The sequence below is a fragment of the Glaciimonas sp. GG7 genome (assembly GCF_052976905.1).
This window is the reverse complement of the sequence record NZ_JBRIIQ010000056.1, coordinates 1-18,043: the sequence shown is the minus strand read 5'-3', so window position 1 is coordinate 18,043 and position 18,043 is coordinate 1. Positions and strand designations below refer to the sequence as shown.

General features: G+C 53.9%; 18 protein-coding genes. 4 read left to right on the top strand and 14 right to left on the bottom strand.

Translation table 11 applies throughout. From position 1 onward, the window contains the following. Positions 1 to 6: 6 nt before the first annotated feature. From serS to ACVBEF_RS13535, 10 genes are all read right to left on the bottom strand, one after another. A complete protein-coding gene (gene serS, locus ACVBEF_RS13580; protein ID WP_447124479.1) occupies positions 7 to 1,314 on the bottom strand; it encodes a serine--tRNA ligase in 1,308 nt (435 codons plus the stop codon). 100 nt (positions 1,315 to 1,414) lie between these two features. Next, the gene (locus tag ACVBEF_RS13575) at positions 1,415 to 2,395 is read right to left on the bottom strand and encodes a peptide ABC transporter ATP-binding protein (RefSeq protein WP_447124478.1); all 981 of its coding nucleotides are present in this window, start codon (positions 2,393 to 2,395) and stop codon (positions 1,415 to 1,417) included. Continuing rightward, positions 2,392 to 3,423, bottom strand: coding sequence for an oligopeptide/dipeptide ABC transporter ATP-binding protein (locus ACVBEF_RS13570; protein ID WP_447124477.1), 1,032 nt, complete (start codon positions 3,421 to 3,423; stop codon positions 2,392 to 2,394). The genes ACVBEF_RS13575 and ACVBEF_RS13570 overlap by 4 nt, the downstream gene beginning before the upstream one ends. 28 nt (positions 3,424 to 3,451) lie before the next feature. Next, on the bottom strand, positions 3,452 to 4,378 hold the full coding sequence (locus tag ACVBEF_RS13565) for an ABC transporter permease subunit (protein ID WP_447124476.1): 927 nt from the start codon (positions 4,376 to 4,378) through the stop codon (positions 3,452 to 3,454). Beyond that, positions 4,375 to 5,385, bottom strand: coding sequence for an ABC transporter permease subunit (locus ACVBEF_RS13560; protein ID WP_447124475.1), 1,011 nt, complete (start codon positions 5,383 to 5,385; stop codon positions 4,375 to 4,377). Before ACVBEF_RS13560 ends, ACVBEF_RS13565 begins: the two co-directional genes overlap by 4 nt. Before the next feature lie 344 nt (positions 5,386 to 5,729). Further along, positions 5,730 to 7,349: an ABC transporter substrate-binding protein gene (locus ACVBEF_RS13555; RefSeq protein ID WP_447124474.1), complete on the bottom strand. Its 1,620-nt coding sequence runs from the start codon at positions 7,347 to 7,349 to the stop codon at positions 5,730 to 5,732. Between the two features lie 72 nt (positions 7,350 to 7,421). Further along, positions 7,422 to 8,810, bottom strand: coding sequence for an aminopeptidase P family protein (locus ACVBEF_RS13550; protein WP_447124473.1), 1,389 nt, complete (start codon positions 8,808 to 8,810; stop codon positions 7,422 to 7,424). Positions 8,811 to 8,871: 61 nt separating this feature from the next. Then, complete coding sequence (locus ACVBEF_RS13545; RefSeq protein WP_447124472.1) at positions 8,872 to 9,504, bottom strand: helix-turn-helix domain-containing protein; 633 nt, start codon at positions 9,502 to 9,504, stop codon at positions 8,872 to 8,874. 342 nt (positions 9,505 to 9,846) lie between these two features. Then, complete coding sequence (locus tag ACVBEF_RS13540; protein WP_447124471.1) at positions 9,847 to 11,250, bottom strand: heavy metal sensor histidine kinase; 1,404 nt, start codon at positions 11,248 to 11,250, stop codon at positions 9,847 to 9,849. Next, on the bottom strand, positions 11,247 to 11,927 hold the full coding sequence (locus ACVBEF_RS13535) for a heavy metal response regulator transcription factor (protein WP_447124470.1): 681 nt from the start codon (positions 11,925 to 11,927) through the stop codon (positions 11,247 to 11,249). The genes ACVBEF_RS13540 and ACVBEF_RS13535 overlap by 4 nt, the downstream gene beginning before the upstream one ends. Before the next feature lie 138 nt (positions 11,928 to 12,065). Between ACVBEF_RS13535 and ACVBEF_RS13530 the strand changes: the two genes are divergently transcribed. The 3 genes from ACVBEF_RS13530 to ACVBEF_RS13520 all read left to right on the top strand — a co-directional run bounded on the left by ACVBEF_RS13530 (position 12,066) and on the right by ACVBEF_RS13520 (position 14,173). Next, positions 12,066 to 12,689 (top strand): hypothetical protein, encoded by a 624-nt coding sequence (locus ACVBEF_RS13530; RefSeq protein ID WP_447124469.1) that lies wholly within the window; start codon positions 12,066 to 12,068, stop codon positions 12,687 to 12,689. A gap of 84 nt (positions 12,690 to 12,773) precedes the next feature. After that, positions 12,774 to 13,418 carry a cytochrome b/b6 domain-containing protein gene (locus ACVBEF_RS13525; protein WP_447124468.1) on the top strand — a complete coding sequence of 215 codons (645 nt, stop codon included), beginning with the start codon at positions 12,774 to 12,776 and terminating at the stop codon, positions 13,416 to 13,418. Next, positions 13,415 to 14,173, top strand: a complete 759-nt coding sequence (locus tag ACVBEF_RS13520) for a molybdopterin-dependent oxidoreductase (protein ID WP_447124467.1) — start codon at positions 13,415 to 13,417, stop codon at positions 14,171 to 14,173. The genes ACVBEF_RS13525 and ACVBEF_RS13520 overlap by 4 nt, the downstream gene beginning before the upstream one ends. Before the next feature lie 16 nt (positions 14,174 to 14,189). Here ACVBEF_RS13520 and yghU read toward each other — a convergent pair whose 3' ends face one another. The 3 genes from yghU to vapB all read right to left on the bottom strand — a co-directional run bounded on the left by yghU (position 14,190) and on the right by vapB (position 15,936). After that, positions 14,190 to 15,077: a glutathione-dependent disulfide-bond oxidoreductase gene (gene yghU, locus ACVBEF_RS13515; RefSeq protein ID WP_447124466.1), complete on the bottom strand. Its 888-nt coding sequence runs from the start codon at positions 15,075 to 15,077 to the stop codon at positions 14,190 to 14,192. 218 nt (positions 15,078 to 15,295) lie between these two features. Next, on the bottom strand, positions 15,296 to 15,697 hold the full coding sequence (locus ACVBEF_RS13510; protein ID WP_447124487.1) for a type II toxin-antitoxin system VapC family toxin: 402 nt from the start codon (positions 15,695 to 15,697) through the stop codon (positions 15,296 to 15,298). Between the two features lie 8 nt (positions 15,698 to 15,705). Further along, the gene (gene vapB, locus ACVBEF_RS13505) at positions 15,706 to 15,936 is read right to left on the bottom strand and encodes a type II toxin-antitoxin system VapB family antitoxin (protein ID WP_447124465.1); all 231 of its coding nucleotides are present in this window, start codon (positions 15,934 to 15,936) and stop codon (positions 15,706 to 15,708) included. 215 nt (positions 15,937 to 16,151) lie between these two features. Between vapB and ACVBEF_RS13500 the strand changes: the two genes are divergently transcribed. Next, complete coding sequence (locus ACVBEF_RS13500) at positions 16,152 to 16,877, top strand: multicopper oxidase domain-containing protein (RefSeq protein WP_447124464.1); 726 nt, start codon at positions 16,152 to 16,154, stop codon at positions 16,875 to 16,877. A 115-nt stretch (positions 16,878 to 16,992) separates the two neighbouring features. On the opposite strand, the gene ACVBEF_RS13495 is transcribed toward ACVBEF_RS13500, so the two are convergent. Continuing rightward, on the bottom strand, positions 16,993 to 18,043 hold a 1,051-nt coding region (locus ACVBEF_RS13495), incomplete at its 5' end, for a replication-associated recombination protein A (protein WP_447124463.1).

Here is an 18,043-nt window from a genome sequence, read left to right as displayed (position 1 = left end):
GCCTCTTTAAACCGTCGGCGTTAAACGCGTAATACCGCCCATATACGGATGCAACACCGTTGGTATTTCAACGCTGCCGTCAGCTTGCTGATAATTTTCCAACACCGCGACCAACGTGCGCCCTACTGCAAGACCAGAGCCATTGAGGGTGTGTAGCAGTTCGGTTTTGCCTTGGGCATTGCGAAAGCGCGCTTGCATGCGGCGTGCCTGGAACGCTTCCATATTCGATACCGATGAAATTTCGCGGTAGGTATTTTGGGCTGGTAACCAAACTTCCAGGTCGTAGGTTTTTGCTGCGCCAAAGCCCATGTCGCCGGTGCATAGTGAAACCACGCGGTACGGCAGGCCGAGCTTTTGAAGGATGACTTCGGCGTGGCCGACCATTTCTTCGAGGGCTGCGTAGGATGTATCCGGATGGACGATCTGGACCATTTCGACTTTATCGAATTGATGTTGGCGAATCATGCCGCGGGTGTCGCGACCGTAGCTGCCCGCTTCTGAGCGGAAACATGGTGAGTGCGCGGTCATCTTGAGTGGCAGTTTTTCACCGGCGATGATTTCGTCGCGCACAAGATTGGTCAATGGCACTTCGGCGGTCGGGATCAGATATAGGGCGGCGCTGTCTGCGCCCTGCTCACCTTCTTGTCCGCCTTTTTTGACAGCGAATAAGTCTTCTTCAAATTTTGGCAGTTGGCCGGTGCCGCGCAGTGAGTCGGCGTTGACGATGTAAGGCGTATAGCACTCGGTGTAGCCATGCTCGGCGGTATGTGTATCGAGCATGAATTGCGCTAGCGCACGATGTAGACGAGCGATGCCGCCTTTCATGACAGAGAAGCGTGAGCCGGTAAGTTTGGCGGCGACGTCAAAATCCAGACCGACACCAGCACCGACATCAACGTGATCGCGCGCTTCGAAATCAAAACTTGGCAGCGTCCCTGACTTACGCACTTCGACGTTGCCGGATTCGTCGATACCGACGGGGACCGATTCATGCGGCAGGTTTGGAATACTTTCCAGAAACTTGCTGAGTTGATCCTGAACTTGATCGAGGCCGATTGCCGAAGCCTTTAGTTCGTCGGCAATACTGTTGACTTGCGCCATGACCGTCGATGCGTCTTCGCCCTTGCCTTTGAGCATGCCAATTTGCCTGGAGAGCGTATTGCGCTGACTTTGCAATTGTTCGGTGCGGGTCTGAATGTGCTTGCGCTCGGCTTCCAACGCGTTGAAGGCGTCGACGTCAAGCTGGAATTTACGTGCAGCCAGACGGCTGGCTACGATGGCGATGTCTTTGCGGAGTAGTTGGATGTCGATCATGGGATAGGCGGACGTAAAGTGAAGTCACTAAAAAACAATCCGCCATTGTACCAAGACCAGCCTGTATTTCGACAGTTGTAAACACTGACCGAATTTGCGTTTAATTAATCTCAGCAACCCGATGGCAAGCCACCAGCCGCCCCTCAAACTCTTCCAGAGGGGGCACTTGTTGCCGGCAAAGTTCCGTCGCATGCGGACAACGGTTATTAAAACTACAGCCCGGCGGCGGTGCAAGCGGCGATGGCAATTCTCCTGGCAGCATCATTTTTTGCTGACGCTGCGCCGGATCAAGGCGTGGCGTGCTGGCTAATAACGCTTTGGTGTAAGGATGCAAGGGGCGGCTGAAAATGTCTTTTTTCGCACCGTGTTCAACCGCTTTGCCCAGATACATCACCAGCACTTCGTCAGCGATCAGCTCTACCACCGACAGATTATGCGAAATGAACAAATAGGCCACGCCGCTGGCATCCTGCAAATCCATCAGCAGATTCAATACCTGCGCTTGAATCGAGACATCCAAGGCCGAGACCGGCTCGTCAGCAACGATGACCTTGGGGTCCAGCATCAACGCGCGTGCAATCGCCACGCGCTGACGCTGACCGCCTGAGAACATGTGCGGGAAACGATTGTAGTGCTCAGGGCGGAGGCCGACTTTAGCCATCATCGCCTGCGCTTTTTCGGCACGTTGCGACTTGCTCAGATCGGTATTAATAATCAGCGGCTCTTCTAACATGCTGCTGACTTTTTTACGCGGATTGAGGCTGGCGTAGGGATTTTGAAACACCATCTGCACCAACGGCCGCACGCGCTTGAGCGTGGTGCGATCGGCGTCGGCGATGTTGGCACCGTCCATCCATAACTCGCCGCCGCTTGGTGGCTCGATCATCGTGATCTGACGCGCCAGCGTGGATTTTCCGCAACCGGATTCGCCGACGACGGCTAAGGTTTTGCCGGGGCTCAGACTAAACGACACGCCGTCCAATGCCTTGGCGGTGGCTTTCGGTTTGAGCCAGCCTTGCGAGACGTTGTAATGCTTACTGAGATTTTTGGCTTCGAGTAACACGTTCGTTGTAGTGGTCATGCTGCGGCCCCGCTATTGATGGATTCTTTGGACTGGGGTGGTATCCAGCCATTGGTCGGCTGACCGTTCCTGTCCAGTGGAAAATGACAACGTACTTGCGATCCGGCGGGGCCGCTGAGTGGCGGGCGCTCCTCACTGCAACGCGCTACGGCGTAACGGCAACGCGGGCTGAGCAGACAACCGGTCGGCCTGTCGTAAAGACCGGGCACAACACCGGGAATCGTTTGCAAGCGATCGCGACCAATATTGTGCTCAGGCAGCGCGGCAAGTAGCGCTTGCGTGTACGGATGCTGCGGGGCCTGAAAAATAGTCGGGACCAAACCGGTTTCCAATACTTGCCCGGCATACATGACGACGACGCGCTGAGCGGTTTGCGCAACCACACTTAAATCATGCGTGATCAACATCAAGGCCATGCCGCGGTCACGCTGCAATTGCAACAGCAGTTCCAGCATTTGCGCTTGCACTGTCACGTCCAGCGCTGTCGTCGGCTCATCGGCGATCAACAAGCGCGGATTGCAGGCAATCGCAATGGCGACCATCACGCGCTGACTCATGCCGCCGGAGAGTTGATGCGGATAGGCGTCGAGGCGGCGTTCCGGGTCGGGAATATCGACTTGTTTCAACAACCCCAGTGCGCGCTCACGCAGTTCTTTATCCGAGCCGCCCTGATGCACGCGCAAGGTTTCGATCAATTGATAGGCGACCGTGAAAGAGGGATTCAAGCTGGTCATCGGGTCCTGAAAAATCATCGCGATGTCTTTGCCCAGCAACTTGCGACGCTGTTTGTCCGACATCGCCAATAAATCTGCACCATCAAACGCCATGCGCTCGGCGTTGACACGCCCCGGGTAATCGATCAATCCCATCAACGCCAGAGAAGTGACGCTTTTTCCCGAGCCGGATTCGCCGACGATGCCGACGACTTCACCGGCTTCAATTGTCAGATCAAGACCGTCGACGGCGATGAAAGGCGTATTTGTCGCGCCGAACGCAACGCTGAGTTTTTTAATTTCTAGTAATGCCATGTGACTACTCGCTTCAGTAATGATTGAATTAGCGCTTCAATTTCGGATCGAGCGCATCACGCAGCCCGTCACCCATCAGATTGAACGCCAGTACCGAGAGCAGAATCGCCAGCCCGGGAAAAGTCACGACCCACCAGGCGCTTTGGATAAACTCCAAGGCACTGGCCAGCATCGAACCCCACTCAGGTGTCGGCGGTTGCGCGCCAAGGCCCAGAAAACCGAGCGCCGCAGCGTCCAGAATCGCAGTCGAAAATCCTAAAGTTGCCTGCACGATCAAGGGCGCTGCACAATTCGGCAAGACGCAATTAAACATAATGCGCGCGGTTCCGGCACCGGCAATGCGCGATGCACTGACGTAATCCTTGGATAGTTCACCGATCACAGCAGCACGCGTCTGGCGCGCATAGTGCGGCAACATCACGATCGCAATCGCGTACATGGCGTTCATCAATCCGGGGCCGAGAATGGCCACGACCGCCACCGCCAGCAGCAAACTCGGCAGCGCCAGCATGATGTCCATCAAGCGCATGATCGCCACTTCAACCAAGCCACGGAAGTATCCGGCCATCAAACCGAGCACGATACCGAGCACCAGTGACAGCGATACGGAAACCAAACCGATGACTAAAGAAAGACGGCTGCCATGAATCAGCCGCGACAACATGTCGCGCCCAACCGGATCGGTGCCGAGTAAAAACTTGGCCGATCCGCCGGTTTGCCATACCGGTGGTTGCAAGGTTGCGTCGCGGAATTGCTCAATCGGCGAATGCGGCGAAATCACATCGGCAAACAAGGCGCAGAAGACCAGAATACACACCACGGCCAGCCCGATGACGGCGCCGCGATTCTGACTGAAATAGCCCCAGAATTCGCGCAAGGCATGGGGCGGCGCGCTGGCCGTAGTTGTTTTAGGAGTGCTAGTCGGGCTAGCTTGAAGAGAGGTCGGAGTGCTCATGAGTTGTGTCGAATGCGAGGATTAATCACGCCGTACAACAGGTCTACGACCAGATTGACGATGATAATAATGGTGGCGGAAAGCAGAATACCGCCCTGCACAACCGGATAATCACGACGCTGAATCGCGCCGACCAACCACTTGCCGATGCCGGGCCATGAAAAAATCGTTTCCGTCAGAATCGCGCCAGCCAGCAAGGTGCCGACCTGCAACCCAATCACGGTGACCACCGGAATCAAGGCATTGCGCAGCGCATGAATCCCGATCACGCGCCACGGCGACAAACCTTTGGCGCGGGCGGTTCGAACATAATCTTCACGTAAAACTTCTAGCATCGCCGAGCGGGTCATGCGTGCAATCACCGCCAGCGGAATGGTGCCCAGTGCAATCGTCGGCAGGATTAAATGCGATAGCGCGGATTTAAACGCGCCATGATCGCCCGCCAGCAAACTATCAATGAGCATGAAGCCGGTGACTGGCGGAATATCGAATAACAAATCGATGCGCCCGGAAACCGGAGTCCAGCCCAACGTCACGGAGAACAACAAAATGAGCAGCAACGCCCACCAGAACACCGGCATGGAATAGCCGGTAAGAGACGCGCCCATGACGGAATAATCGAGTACGGTATTACGCTTAATCGCCGCCAAAATACCGGCCGGTACGCCGATCACTAAAGCCAGCAACATGGCGCAGGTAGCGAGTTCTAGCGTGGCGGGAAACAGCGTGAGAAATTCTGTTAATACAGATTCATGGGTCGTCACGGACATCCCAAGATTGCCGTGAAAAACCTGCCATAAATAAGAAAAATATTGCACGTACAGCGGCTTATCCAGACCGAATTCTTTCATCATCCGGGCGTAGCGGATCGGGTCCATGCCGCGCTCACCAGATATCGCCTCGACGACATTGCCAGGAATCAGATGGATCAATAAAAACACCAGCAATGTAATGCCGAGAAAGGTCGGAATGACCAAGGCTGCGCGTCGCAGGAGAAAACCAAACATAGGAAATACCTGTTCCAGTAAAAATACATATTTGCTAAATCGGCTAGTCGAAGGGTGAGACGACTAGCCGTTTAACGTGGCCTGAATGACCGTTTGTGGTGACTAAGACGGTTACTTAATAATGCCAGTTAGCACGTATTAACATTTACATTCAAAAAACCCGTTCGTACTGAGGTACCCATCAGGGCGTATCGAAGTAGTTGCATGCTTCGGCGATTCTTCGATACGGCACTTTGTGCCTACTCAGTCCGAACGGTTTTTGTGATCTTTACAAATCCAAAATATAAACGCACTCATAGCAAGAAATGGGTGCATCCCTACCCCCCCTCTTGCCATTAAACGCCTTACTTCGCTAAATCAACCTTCTCAAAATAAAACCCATACGGCGTTGCCGGGATCTTAAAGTTGAGCACATTCTTGCGTACCGGCACGTAACCGACCGAGTGAGCAATGTTGATCCACGGCGCTTCTTCATGCGCTATGACCTGGGCTTTTTCATACAAAGCAGCACGATCACTTTGCTTTGAGACCAGCTTGGCTTTTAAGATCAACGCATCAAAGTCCTTATCGCACCAGCGTGCAACGTTACCGCCGCCTGTGATGCCTGCACAACTGAGCAAATTACCGAAGAAGTTATCCGGGTCGCCATTGTCGCCAGACCAGCCGAACATCAACGATTGTTGATCGCCTTGCTTACTCCGCTTGAGGTATTCGCCCCATTCGTAGGTAGTCAGTTTGACTTTAACGCCAATTTTGGCCCAGTCGGACTGGATCAGCTCGCCGATCCGTTTGCCGTCGGGGTTATACGGACGCTGTACCGGCAGATACCACATTTCGATTTCCATCCCATTTGGATAACCGGCTTTGGTGAGTAGCTCTTTGGCCTTTTTCAGATCAAAGGGATAGTCTTTGATTTTGTCGTTGTAGGACCAGAGTGTCGGCGGGATCGGATTTTTTGCTGCCTGCCCTGCGCCTTGATAAACCGTTTTAAGGATGGTTTCCTTATCGATCGCCATGCTCAATGCTTGCCGCACCAACTTGTTATCGAACGGTTTTTTCTCGACGTTAAAGGCGATGTAGCCAATGTTCATGCCGGGTTTTGCGATCAGATTGATGTCTTTATCGGCTTTCATCGCGGCCAGATCAGCCGGTTTTGGATAGGACATGACCTGACATTCGTTGGCCCTCAACTTGGCATAGCGCACCGATGCATCGGGCGTAATGGCAAAGATCAGATTGTCGATTTTTGCACGACCATCCCAATACGGATCAAACGCCTTGTACCGAATCACGGCGTCTTTTTGATACGACACAAATTCAAACGGGCCAGTGCCAATCGGATCGCGATCCAGCAGTTCCGGCGTGCCAGCTTTTTGCATCTGTCCGGCATATTCGGCTGAGTAGATCGAAGCAAAATACATCACCAGATCGGCCAGGAACGGCGACTCTGCGTGCTTGAGTTTGAAAGTCACCGTGTTGTCATCGACTTTTTCAACTTTATCGATGATTTTATCGAGGCCCATGTCGAGGTAATAGCCAAAAGTCTGGCCACGCTCTAACTTGTGGTACGGATTGGCAGGGTCGCCCATGCGGTCAAAAGTGAAGACAACGTCGTCGGCATTAAAGTCACGCGTTGGTTTGAATTTTGCGTTGCTATGAAACTTCACGCCCTTGCGTAATTTGAAGGTGTAAGTCAGGCCATCGTCGGAGATGGTCCATGATTCTGCTAATGATGGCTTGATCGTTGTGGTGCCAAGATCAAAAGCGACCAGACGGTTATAGATCGGATTGGCAGAGGCATCAAAAGTGGTGCCGGTGGTATACAACTGCGGGCTGAAACCTTCCGGGCTAGCCTCTGAGCAATACACCAGCGTCTTTTTGGCTTGGGCCGAAGCCAGACCGGCACACAGGCTCAGCACGGCGACTAAACCTAGTTTGGCTGCAAATTTTGCATTTTTCATCATCATTGATTTCCTAAGTTAACTATAGGTTGATATTGCAAGATTGTGATTTTTTTAACAATACTCTCTACTGCACTACGTCGCCATCACTACTTCTACTTCTTCACACGTTTTAGGAATGGCAGGCCCCAACACACGCGCTCCGGTTGCCGTCACCAGAACGTTATCTTCGATCCGAATGCCGCCAAAATCCATGTATTCAGCAAACCGCGCATAGTTAATCAAGTCAGCATGGCGTCCCTCGGAGCGCCAGCGTTTAATCAGCTCTGGAATAAAGTAAATGCCCGGTTCAACGGTCAGCACCATGCCAGTGCGCAACGGTTTTGCCAGACGCAAATTGCGCATCCCAAACAAGTTGCTACGGCTAACGCTGGCGTCATAGCCAACCGCCATTTCGCCTAAACCTTCCATATCATGCACGTCCAGCCCCATCTGATGACCAAGACCGTGCGGGAAGCACATCGCGTAAGCGCCAGAATCGACGACCTGCTGCGGATCGCCCTTAAAAAATCCCAGCGCAGACAAACCCTTGACGATCACCAGCGCGGCCAGTTTGTGGATCGCAAGATAGGCCACGCCGGGAGCAATGGCGGCAATGGCGCGTTGTTGTGCGGCCAAAACGATGTCGTAGATAGCTCGTTGGCGCGGGCTGAATTTGCCGCCTACAGGAATGGTGCGGGTGATATCCGAGGCATAACCGAGGCTGCTTGAGACGCCGGAATCGTTCACCACCAAGGTACCGGCGACCAGTTGCTCCCTATGATCGCGGCTATGCAATATCTCGCCATGCTGGGTAAAAATGACCGGATAAGCGCCGTGCAAATCGTGGCTGCGCATAATGCCCTCGATCGTACCAACGACCTCGTACTCATATTTACCGGGCTTGGTTTGCCGCATGGCGGCTACGTGCATTTCTTTAGTGATTGTTAGCGCGCGTTCTATTTCGGCAATTTCTTCTTCCGATTTGATTTCACGCAAACTGATGATGGCGGCAATCAGACCTGGCGAGATACCGGCGCGGACCTGCTCTGGCGTACAGTCCAACAGGCGCGACAAGGCCAGAATCGACTCTCCGCGATACGGCGGCAAATAGTGTATCGTGCGCTGCTGGCTGCGCGCCTCGGCAATGATGTCCTTGAGTGCGCCAACGGGCTTAGCTGTGACCACGCCAACTGTAGCTGCCCGTTCGGCAAGCGATGGTTGCTGCCCGGTCCAGACGACTTCGTCAATATCCGGATCATCGCCAAACAAAATATCGCGGCCGCCATCGATATCGATGACGCCGATCAGATCAGCATCATTGAGGCCGAAGAAATAGGAGAACGACGAATCCTGGCGAAACCAATAATGATTGTGCGGATAGTTCATCGACGCGTGGCTATTACCAGGAATCAACAACAATCCGGATGTAAATTGCTGCCGCAATTGGTCACGGCGCGCCGCGTATTGTGTGCTCTCAAACATGCCGTTCCTCAAACAATGCCATTAGGTGGAATAAAAATAGTGAAGCAAAAGCCATACCGACTTAAGAAAATTCGGTACCGCCTGACAATCTGCCGTTAGTGCCGTGGCCTGCTTTTTCAAGCGCATCAACCCCGCTCAGCCCTTCGAATAATTGCGCCGTGCCGACCCATAACAACTCGGCCTGCTTGCTTTTGTGGGTTAGCGCCTCAACGGTATGCGGAATATTGGCGTCGAAATGCAGACTATCGCCGACGCTGAGCAGGTATTGCTTCTGGCCAACGATGTACTCGACTTGTCCGCTCAATACAAACACCATTTCATCGCCTTCGTGCGACACCATTTCTGACTTGTATCCGGACGGCATGGTGAACTTCACCGAATGCACGCGGCTGCCGGGAAAAACCGTCGATAAACGCTCATAGCGCACCGGTCCGCTGGCCACCGAATACGCTTGCCGCTGGTCGTGATAGGAATCTGGCTGGGCTTGTTCTGGCTGTGTAATAAGGTCGCCAATCGGCACGCCAAGCGCCTTTGCGATAACGACTAAAGAGGTAATGGAAGGAATGGTCTGGTCACGCTCGACCTGTGAAATAAAGCCCGCAGTCAGACCGGTTTCGGTCGCAATCTGCACAAGCGTTTTCTGCACGGCATGTCGCCGCGCACGGATAGTTTTACCTAGTTGGGGTACTGCCATGTTTGTCTCCGCTTCTTTACCTGTCGATCACTTTGGATCATTTTGTTTATATTCATAACCGGGTAAAGAGGGGGAAATTATAGTCACACTACAATTCCAGTCAAGAAAAAATTGTAGTCCCACTATAATTTTTTCTTATGGCGTACACGACGCGGCGCACTTACTCGAAAATGACATTCCCCCTATCGGTAGCGGCCATCATGACGCCTTGCCGGGACCGAACGCATAGCGCGGCTGATCAAGCGGTGGCTCCTGTAATCGAAGCGGCAAGCATGTCGGCTCCCCCTTTTTTCAAAGGCGGCAGTCTACCTGAGCGACGCGATAACTATGGAACAGACCGTTTTACAGCGTCTGCGGGAAATACAGCCTAAAACGGATCAATCCCGCCGCTGAACAACTTACTTCGGCGCTGCCGCCATGCACCAGCATGATGGCACGCACGATCGCCAGTCCCAGACCATTCGATTCGGTGAATTCACTGCGCGACTGATCGCCGCGGTAAAAGCGGTCGAACAAGCGGTCCAGCTGTTCCTGCGGGATCGGATCGCCGTGGTTTTCCACTTCAACCCATGTGCCGTGCGCCTGCGGCTTAGCGCTTAAGCGCACGGTACTTCCTGGCAACGCATAGCGCACCGCGTTGACCATCAGGTTGCTGACCGCGCGCCGCCACATCACCGCATTGACGTGCAGTTCGCTGCTGGCATCCACCACCAATCTGATGTTGCGCTCTTCGGCCAAGCCTTCAAAATACTCGGCTATTTTGTGCAACTCATCGGCCAGCATCAGTGGAGTTTTTTCGACAGCCAGACCAGCGTGGTCGGCATGCGCCAGGAACAGGATATTTTCGACGATGCGGCTCAGGCGTTCCAGTTCTTCCAGATTCGATTCCAGTACCTGCTGGTATTGAGCAGCATTGCGGTCCTTGTTCAGCGTGACCTGAGTCTGCCCCATCATGGCGCCGATGGGGGTACGAATCTCGTGCGCGAGGTCGGCAGAAAACTGCGACAGGCTGTCATAGCCGTCGGAAAGCCGGTCCAGCATGGCATTGAAAGATGCTGCCAGCCGCCGCAACTCTTGCGGCGCGTCTGCTTCGCGCAAGCGTATCGCAATATTGGTCGGACTGACTTCGGCGGCGCGCCCGGCCATCGCAGTCAACGGCCGAAAGCCGCGCCTGAGCACCAGGAAGCCGAGCAGCGCTGTCAGCAGCACCGAGGTGATAGCGGCACCGACCACCTGCCAATAGTAGGCGGAAAGGAGTTGCGATTCCTGCGTCATCACGTGGGCAGCGACGATCACTATCTTGGGGCCATCAGTCCCTACTTCTGCTTCGGCTGAGACCCAGCGCACGCGTACACCATCGGCGCGTTCACCGGTATGCAGTGCTGCCAGCTTCAACGAAAGCTCCAAACCCACCGGCACCATTGATGGCGGCGTCATGTTGTCAGGATTGACGCGTACGAACGGCACCTGACCCGGATAAGCGAACATCAGTACGTCCTGCTCGCTGCCCAGCATGGTTTCAAACAATGCTGGCCGATCTTCCATTTGCTTGACGGTATAGAGATCGTGCAGCAGCGTACGGAAATGCGTCACCCGGCCAATCAACGCATAATCGGCACGCATTTCCAGCGCCTGCCGGGTCGACGAATACAGATACATGCCGAGACTGGTCACGATGGCGCAGGCAATGAGCGCGAACAACAAAGAGACACGTGCAGTCAGTGAGCGGGTTTGCCAGGATTTCATGGGTTTTCGGAAAACATGTAGCCGATACTGCGCACTGTATGAATCAGTTTGCGATCAAACGGGTTGTCGATCTTGGCGCGCAGGCGCTTGATGGCGACGTCGACAACGTTAGTATCGCTGTCAAAATTCATGTCCCACACTTCGCAAGCAATGACGGTACGTGACAATGCTTCGTCCTGGCGTTTGACCAGCAGATGCAGCAGCAGGAATTCCTTGTTGGTGAGGACGATATCGATGCCCTGACGCGTGACCTTGCGCCGCAACAGATCAAGCTGCAGATCGGCCACCTGAAAAAAATCCAGCGCATGCGCCTCACGCATGACACCGCGGCGCAGCAGAGTGCGTATACGCAGCAGCAGTTCGGTAAACGAAAATGGCTTGACCAGATAGTCGTCGGCACCCAGCTCCAGCCCGCGTATGCGGTCGTTCACATGGTCGCGCGCGGTCAGGAAGATGACTGGCATATCGCCGCAGGCGCGGATCGCACTCATGATCTTCCAGCCGTCAGTGCCCGGTAACATGACGTCTAACACCACCAGGTCGTAGGCATTCTCTAGCGCCATGTGCAAACCGTCACTGCCGTTACGAATCAGGTCGACCGCATAACCTGATTCACGCAAACCATTCTTGAGGTAGGCACCAGTCTTGGGGTCGTCTTCGATGACGAGAATAGCCATGCGGGTTCCTTGATGGTAAGGGCGCCATTCTATCAATTCGTACGCCAGGAATAATGACAATATTGTCATGCAACTGTCACCAATAAGACACTTCGAGACGTCTACTATCGAGTTTCCAGCAACCAACTGAAAACTTTCATGACAACTGCACAATTCTTACGCCGGTTTGTTCCGGTACTGGCCGCATCGGCTTTCCTCGCTTATGGCAGCACCGCAATCGCCCAGACTGCCGCGGCACCGACCCGGGTACGCGCCACCATTGAAAAAGTCAACGCCGACAGTCTCGAAGTGAGCACCAAAGCCGGCAAGAAACTGACCTTGAAACTCGCACCTGACGTCGGGCTGCTTTCGGTCAGTCATGCCGCCATCACCGATATCAAGTCAGACAGTTTCATCGGTAGCGCTGCCATACCGCTACCGGATGGCAGCCTGAAGGCGCTGGAAGTGACCGTCTTTCCAGCTGGCATGAAGTCTGGAGAAGGGCATTACGCCTGGGACCTGGGCAAGAAAAGCACGATGACCAACGGTACCGTCGGCGATGTCGTCGTCACCAGCGGCCGTACCATCACCGTCAAGTATCCGGATGGTGAAAAGAAAATCGTGGTTCCGGCCGATGTCCCTATCGTCAGTCTCAACAAGGGTGACCGCAGCTTGCTGGTGCCTGGAGCCCATGGCGTATTCGTTCTCGTCAAGGCAGCCGATGGTAGCGAGGTGGTAAGTCGTGGCCTCATTGGTATCGACGGCGTAGTGCCGCCGATGTAATGAGGTAAGGCGATGTAAAACGATATAAGGTGATGTAACGCGGGCAGCCCGGCTGCCCGCACCGATTCCAGATAAGGTGTATTCATGGCGACTGCCGACAAATCCCGCCGCATCGTTCATCCACTGTTGGTGCGCTTAGTGCACTGGATGAATGCCTTTGCCATCGTCTGCATGGTAATGAGCGGCTGGGGTATCTACAATGCCTCGCCGCTGTTCAGTTTCAATTTTCCACACTGGTCCACGCTCGGCGGCTGGCTCGGCGGAGCGATTGCCTGGCATCTGGCAGCCATGTGGCTATTGGTCGTCAACGGCTTGATCTATGTTGGCTATGGCTTGCTGAGTGGTCATTTCCATCGCCAGTTCCTGCCGCTAGGTTTGCGCCCGCTATTGCGCGATATAAAGGATGCGCTGACCTTCAGGCTGGCACATCAGCCCGGCGTCTATAACACCGTGCAACGCCTGATGTACATCGGCGTATTGCTGCTCGGCGTGCTGGTGGTAGCGTCAGGTCTGTCGATCTGGAAACCGGTACAGCTGGACACTCTGGTTGACCTGTTTGGCGGCTACGATATTGCCCGCCGCGTCCACTTTATAGCGATGGCTGGCATCGTCGCCTTTGTGCTACTGCATCTTGTGCTGGTGCTGATCGTCCCGAGCACACTGCTGCCTATGCTGAGCGGACGGGCTCCGCGTGACGCCGACAAAAAATTTACCGGGCAGCAATCATGAGCGAAAAGAAAAAACAGACCCCGAAAAACAGTGAACTGCAACCGGAGCTGGTGCAACTACAGCGCCGTCTGTTACTGCGCTCGGGACTGTCACTGGGCGCATTGTCGCTGCTGACTGGCTGCAATCTGCAGGACGGCGATCATGTCGACAAAGTATTGTGGGCCATGTCGCGCTGGAATGACCGGGTACAAAGTCTGTTGTTTCGCCCCAATCATCTGGCGCAGACCTATCCGGCTGGCATGATTACCAAGCCATTTCCATTCAATGCCTTTTATGATGCTGATTCGGCACCCGAAATCGATGGTGCGACCTATGCGCTGGAAGTCTCAGGACTGGTGCGTAACAAGAGTAGCTGGAACCTGGCCCAATTAAGGGCATTGCCGCAAGAGTCGCAAATCACGCGCCATATTTGTATTGAAGGCTGGAGTGCCATCGGTCAATGGAGCGGCGTCCCGTTTCGCACTTTTCTGGCGCATATCGGTGCCGATACCACTGCAAAATATGTCGGCTTCAAATGTGCAGACCGCTACTACTCCAGCATCGACATGGCCACCGCACTGCATCCACAGACCATACTAGCATTGGATTTCGGCACTTCGCCGTTACCCGCCGAGTATGGCTATCCGTTGAAACTGCGCGTGCCGACCAAGCTCGGCTTCAAGAATCCCAAGCACATCGCAGCGCTCTTCGTCACCAATGAAAACCCCGGTGGCTATTGGGAAGACCAGGGATATAACTGGTACAGCGGTTCCTGATCCAGTCGTATAGGAATCATGGCCTATTCTCGACGGACGGACCCAGCTTGTCTTGGGTGCGCAGATCGAAATCGCTGGCGTCGTGGCGCTCGGGCAGCTGGCCAGAAGGCTCACCCCAGGTACGATTGACCTTGCGCCCGCGCTCGACCGCCGGACGCAGCGCAATCTCGTCGGCCCAGCGCAATACATGTTTGTATTCGTGCACGCCGAGGAACTCGCCTGCCTCGTAAAGCTGACCTTTGACCAGCATCCCATACCATGACCATACCGCCATGTCAGCGATGGTGTAGTCATCTCCCGCCAGAAAGCGCTGCTCTGACAGCCGACGATCCAGCACATCCAGTTGGCGCTTGACTTCCATCGCGTAGCGGTTGATCGGGTACTCGAACTTCTCCGGCGCGTAGGCATAGAAATGACCAAAGCCTCCGCCAAGAAACGGCGCACTGCCCATTTGCCAGAATAGCCAGGAGAGGCATTCGGCGCGCGCTGCGCCGCCAGCGGGCAGGAAAGCCCCAAATTTCTCGGCCAGGTATTGCAGAATCGCACCAGACTCGAATACCCGCACCGGTGTTGCACCGCTATGATCGAACAGCGCCGGGATCTTGGAGTTTGGGTTGGCACCGACAAATCCACTGCCGAACTGGTCACCATCGCTGATGCGAATTAGCCATGCATCGTACTCGGCACCACTGTGGCCCAGCGCCAGCAACTCTTCCAACATGATCGTCACCTTGACGCCATTCGGTGTCGCCAGCGAATACAACTGTAGCGGATGGCGACCTACCGGCAAGTCCTTGTCGTGCGTGGCACCGGCAACCGGCCGGTTGATGCTGGCAAACTTGCCGCCGCTTTCCTGATCCCAGGTCCAGATTTTTGGTGGGGTGTATGAATTTGTAGTGCTCATTAAGTGACCTCCATGATGTCGCGCCGCTCAGGGCGCAGAATACCGAGTAGTGTAACCGGTATCGATAAATGGCCGGTGCGGCTGGAGAGCATGCAAAAGAGGGGGAGCTTGGCAGGTTATCCGCGCTGTTGAAATGACCTGTCGTTTGCGCGGCGTAGACCTCGGAAAATTCATCCATTCTAATGAAGTTGCCTCCGCACTTTCATGCGTGATGTTCCTTAGTGAACCCAATCTTCGTAAGACAGGCCAGGCACACGGCTAAGTTCACGCACATTGTTTGTGACCACCACACACTTCGAAGCAATCGCGTGACCAGCTATAGCTGTGTCGTTCTCACCAATGACCAAACCTGCCTTGGTGAGTTGGTTCTTCACCCCTACCGTCGCGTCAACAGCGGCCTGGCCCCACGGCAAGATCTCATCGAGACGCTTCACGAATTCGTCAACCAGCGTTTTGTGCTTCGGCGAGGCCTTCTTGCCGATCTGCCCGTAACGCATTTCGGCGTAGGTAATTGCAGAAATGACGATCCGATTATTCTGCGCAACCTCTTCGGCTAATCGCCGCAAAACAGACACTGGGTGCTCACGCATGATGAAAGAGCAAATGCAGGTATCGAGCATGTACGTGGTCACAGATTAAACCTGCCTTCATCGCCAATAACGCTCTGACGCTCTTGCAGAAAGTCCGCATCAGCCTTCGGCAATTCAGCCAGCGATAACCAGCTCGGTCGAACAGGGCGCAGGGTGATGGTGTCACCGTTACGCGTAATTTCCAGCTCACCGACATCGTCATAAGACATATCGGTGGGGAAGCGAATTGCTTGATTCTTGCCGTTTTTAAAAATGGAGACAGTACGCATAACGTTACTCCTGCATATGGTTAACAAATGCAATGTAATAGCCATTCTTAGCATATGCAAGACATATGTTTACGTGAACCAACCAGACGTAGATTGCATATAGCGACCAACTTTGCCATCTAAACAGACCCTCATTCTACGTTGATCATTTAGCACTCTTTTCGGCCGCTAAAACACGATCTACGGTGGCCTCGCCCATACCGAATTAGCTGGCGATGCTAACCACAACCTCATTGCTAGTTGAAGTTGAAGCAGGTATGCCGATCAAAGGTGACGTTATCAGCGACCTGCAAACAACATTAATCGCAGCCGCGAAAGCGAATTATCCTCTCGCCGTCAGAAACAAGGTGGTCAAGGAACTCAAGGATGGACTTAAGCTGAGCAGCTTTGTGCCGCACCGTACCATTGACGCATCTGAAGTGACCGGCAAGCAAACCTTAACCTTTAACATTGACACGACAAAAGAACCTTTGGTCTATGAAGTCAACGGCCAACCTTACGACCCGTCACGGATAGACAGGGTATTAAAGTTAGGCGGTGTTGATGAATGGAACCTCAGTTCGGAGTTCGCCGACCACCCTTTCCACATCCATGTCAATCCCTTCCAAATCGTCAAAATTTTGACACCAGAAGGTGTCGATATCAGCGGTGACGATGGCGTAGATCCGGACAAAGGGGATTCGCAATACGTTGGTATGAAAGGTGTATGGAAAGATACCTTGTATGTAAAAAATACGACTGACCCCAACGATCCGACTAACCCAAAGAAAGGGGGAAAGTACACGATCATAGTAAGAACACGCTACGAGCGCTATATCGGAGATATTGTCTTGCATTGCCACATCCTCGATCATGAAGATCAGGGCATGATGCAAAATAACCGCATCGCTCTGCCTGATGGTCAAGGGGGAGTTGCAAGTCTGCACAGTGGACACCATTGATGATGCCATCGCGGGTGCTTGCACAGCCCCGCCTTGAGTGTCAGCAATGAGCTGTTTTGCCATTTGAAAGAGAAGGTTTTTTGCGCCCGATGACTTTCATTGGGCGCTTGAACCCTTACTCCCCACGCGCTTTCTTATCAAGCTCGCGTAACCATGTCAACTTGTCGGCAATCTTGACTTCCATACCCCTCGGCACTGGCGCATACCAGCCGGGTTCAGGCATATCTTCGGGTAAATAGGATTCTCCGGCCGCATAGGCATTCGGCTCGTCGTGAGCGTAACGGTATGCATGCCCATAGCCCAACTCTTTCATTAATTTAGTCGGCGCATTGCGCAAATGGACCGGAACTTCACGCGATTTATCGTGCTTTACAAACGCCATCGCCTGATTGAAGGCGTTATAACCGGCATTGCTTTTAGCCGCGATCGCCAGATAGATCACCGCCTGTCCAAGCGCCAGCTCACCTTCGGGCGATCCTAAACGCTCATACGTCGTGGCCGCATCATTCGCAATTTGTATCGCACGCGGGTCTGCAAGACCAATGTCTTCCCACGCCATGCGCACGATACGGCGCGACAAATATTTAGCGTCTGCGCCGCCATCGAGCATGCGGCAGAGCCAATACAGCGCAGCATCGGGATTGGAGCCACGCACCGATTTATGTAGCGCAGAAATCTGGTCATAAAAATTATCGCCGCCTTTATCGAAGCGTCGCGCATTGAGCATCAGCGCGTTCTCTAAAAACGTCGACGTCACTTGCGTCTTACCGGATGCTTTGATGCCAGCGCTACACTGCTCGAGCAAGTTGAGCAGTCGCCGGGCGTCGCCATCGGCATAGCCAATCAGCGTCTCAATAGCGGCCTCATCAAACTGCAAATGCGCCAGCACGCGCTCTTGCGCACGGGCGAGTAATTGCTTCAACTCATCATCGCTCAACGCTTGTAAAACATAGACCTGTGCGCGCGAAAGCAAGGCCGAATTGACCTCAAACGAAGGATTTTCAGTGGTCGCGCCAATGAAGGTCACCAAGCCCGATTCCGCGTAGGGCAACAATGCATCCTGCTGGGATTTGTTGAAGCGATGAATTTCATCGACGAACAAAATGGTGTGCTTGCCCATCGCCAGATGTTGCTCGGCCTGCTCCATCGCTGCGCGAATATCCTTA

Coding starts and splice junctions, on each gene's coding strand:
- ACVBEF_RS13535 (WP_447124470.1), bottom strand. CDS start 11,927: ATGGCTATTCTCGTCATCGAAGACGACCCCAAGACTGGTGCCTACCTC.
- ACVBEF_RS13550 (WP_447124473.1), bottom strand. CDS start 8,810: ATGTTTGAGAGCACACAATACGCGGCGCGCCGTGACCAATTGCGGCAG.
- ACVBEF_RS13540 (WP_447124471.1), bottom strand. CDS start 11,250: ATGAAATCCTGGCAAACCCGCTCACTGACTGCACGTGTCTCTTTGTTG.
- ACVBEF_RS13500 (WP_447124464.1), top strand. CDS start 16,152: ATGCTAACCACAACCTCATTGCTAGTTGAAGTTGAAGCAGGTATGCCG.
- ACVBEF_RS13570 (WP_447124477.1), bottom strand. CDS start 3,423: ATGGCATTACTAGAAATTAAAAAACTCAGCGTTGCGTTCGGCGCGACA.
- ACVBEF_RS13565 (WP_447124476.1), bottom strand. CDS start 4,378: ATGAGCACTCCGACCTCTCTTCAAGCTAGCCCGACTAGCACTCCTAAA.
- ACVBEF_RS13575 (WP_447124478.1), bottom strand. CDS start 2,395: ATGACCACTACAACGAACGTGTTACTCGAAGCCAAAAATCTCAGTAAG.
- ACVBEF_RS13560 (WP_447124475.1), bottom strand. CDS start 5,385: ATGTTTGGTTTTCTCCTGCGACGCGCAGCCTTGGTCATTCCGACCTTT.
- vapB (WP_447124465.1), bottom strand. CDS start 15,936: ATGCGTACTGTCTCCATTTTTAAAAACGGCAAGAATCAAGCAATTCGC.
- ACVBEF_RS13525 (WP_447124468.1), top strand. CDS start 12,774: ATGGCGACTGCCGACAAATCCCGCCGCATCGTTCATCCACTGTTGGTG.
- ACVBEF_RS13545 (WP_447124472.1), bottom strand. CDS start 9,504: ATGGCAGTACCCCAACTAGGTAAAACTATCCGTGCGCGGCGACATGCC.
- ACVBEF_RS13555 (WP_447124474.1), bottom strand. CDS start 7,349: ATGATGAAAAATGCAAAATTTGCAGCCAAACTAGGTTTAGTCGCCGTG.
- ACVBEF_RS13520 (WP_447124467.1), top strand. CDS start 13,415: ATGAGCGAAAAGAAAAAACAGACCCCGAAAAACAGTGAACTGCAACCG.
- yghU (WP_447124466.1), bottom strand. CDS start 15,077: ATGAGCACTACAAATTCATACACCCCACCAAAAATCTGGACCTGGGAT.
- ACVBEF_RS13530 (WP_447124469.1), top strand. CDS start 12,066: ATGACAACTGCACAATTCTTACGCCGGTTTGTTCCGGTACTGGCCGCA.
- serS (WP_447124479.1), bottom strand. CDS start 1,314: ATGATCGACATCCAACTACTCCGCAAAGACATCGCCATCGTAGCCAGC.
- ACVBEF_RS13510 (WP_447124487.1), bottom strand. CDS start 15,697: ATGCTCGATACCTGCATTTGCTCTTTCATCATGCGTGAGCACCCAGTG.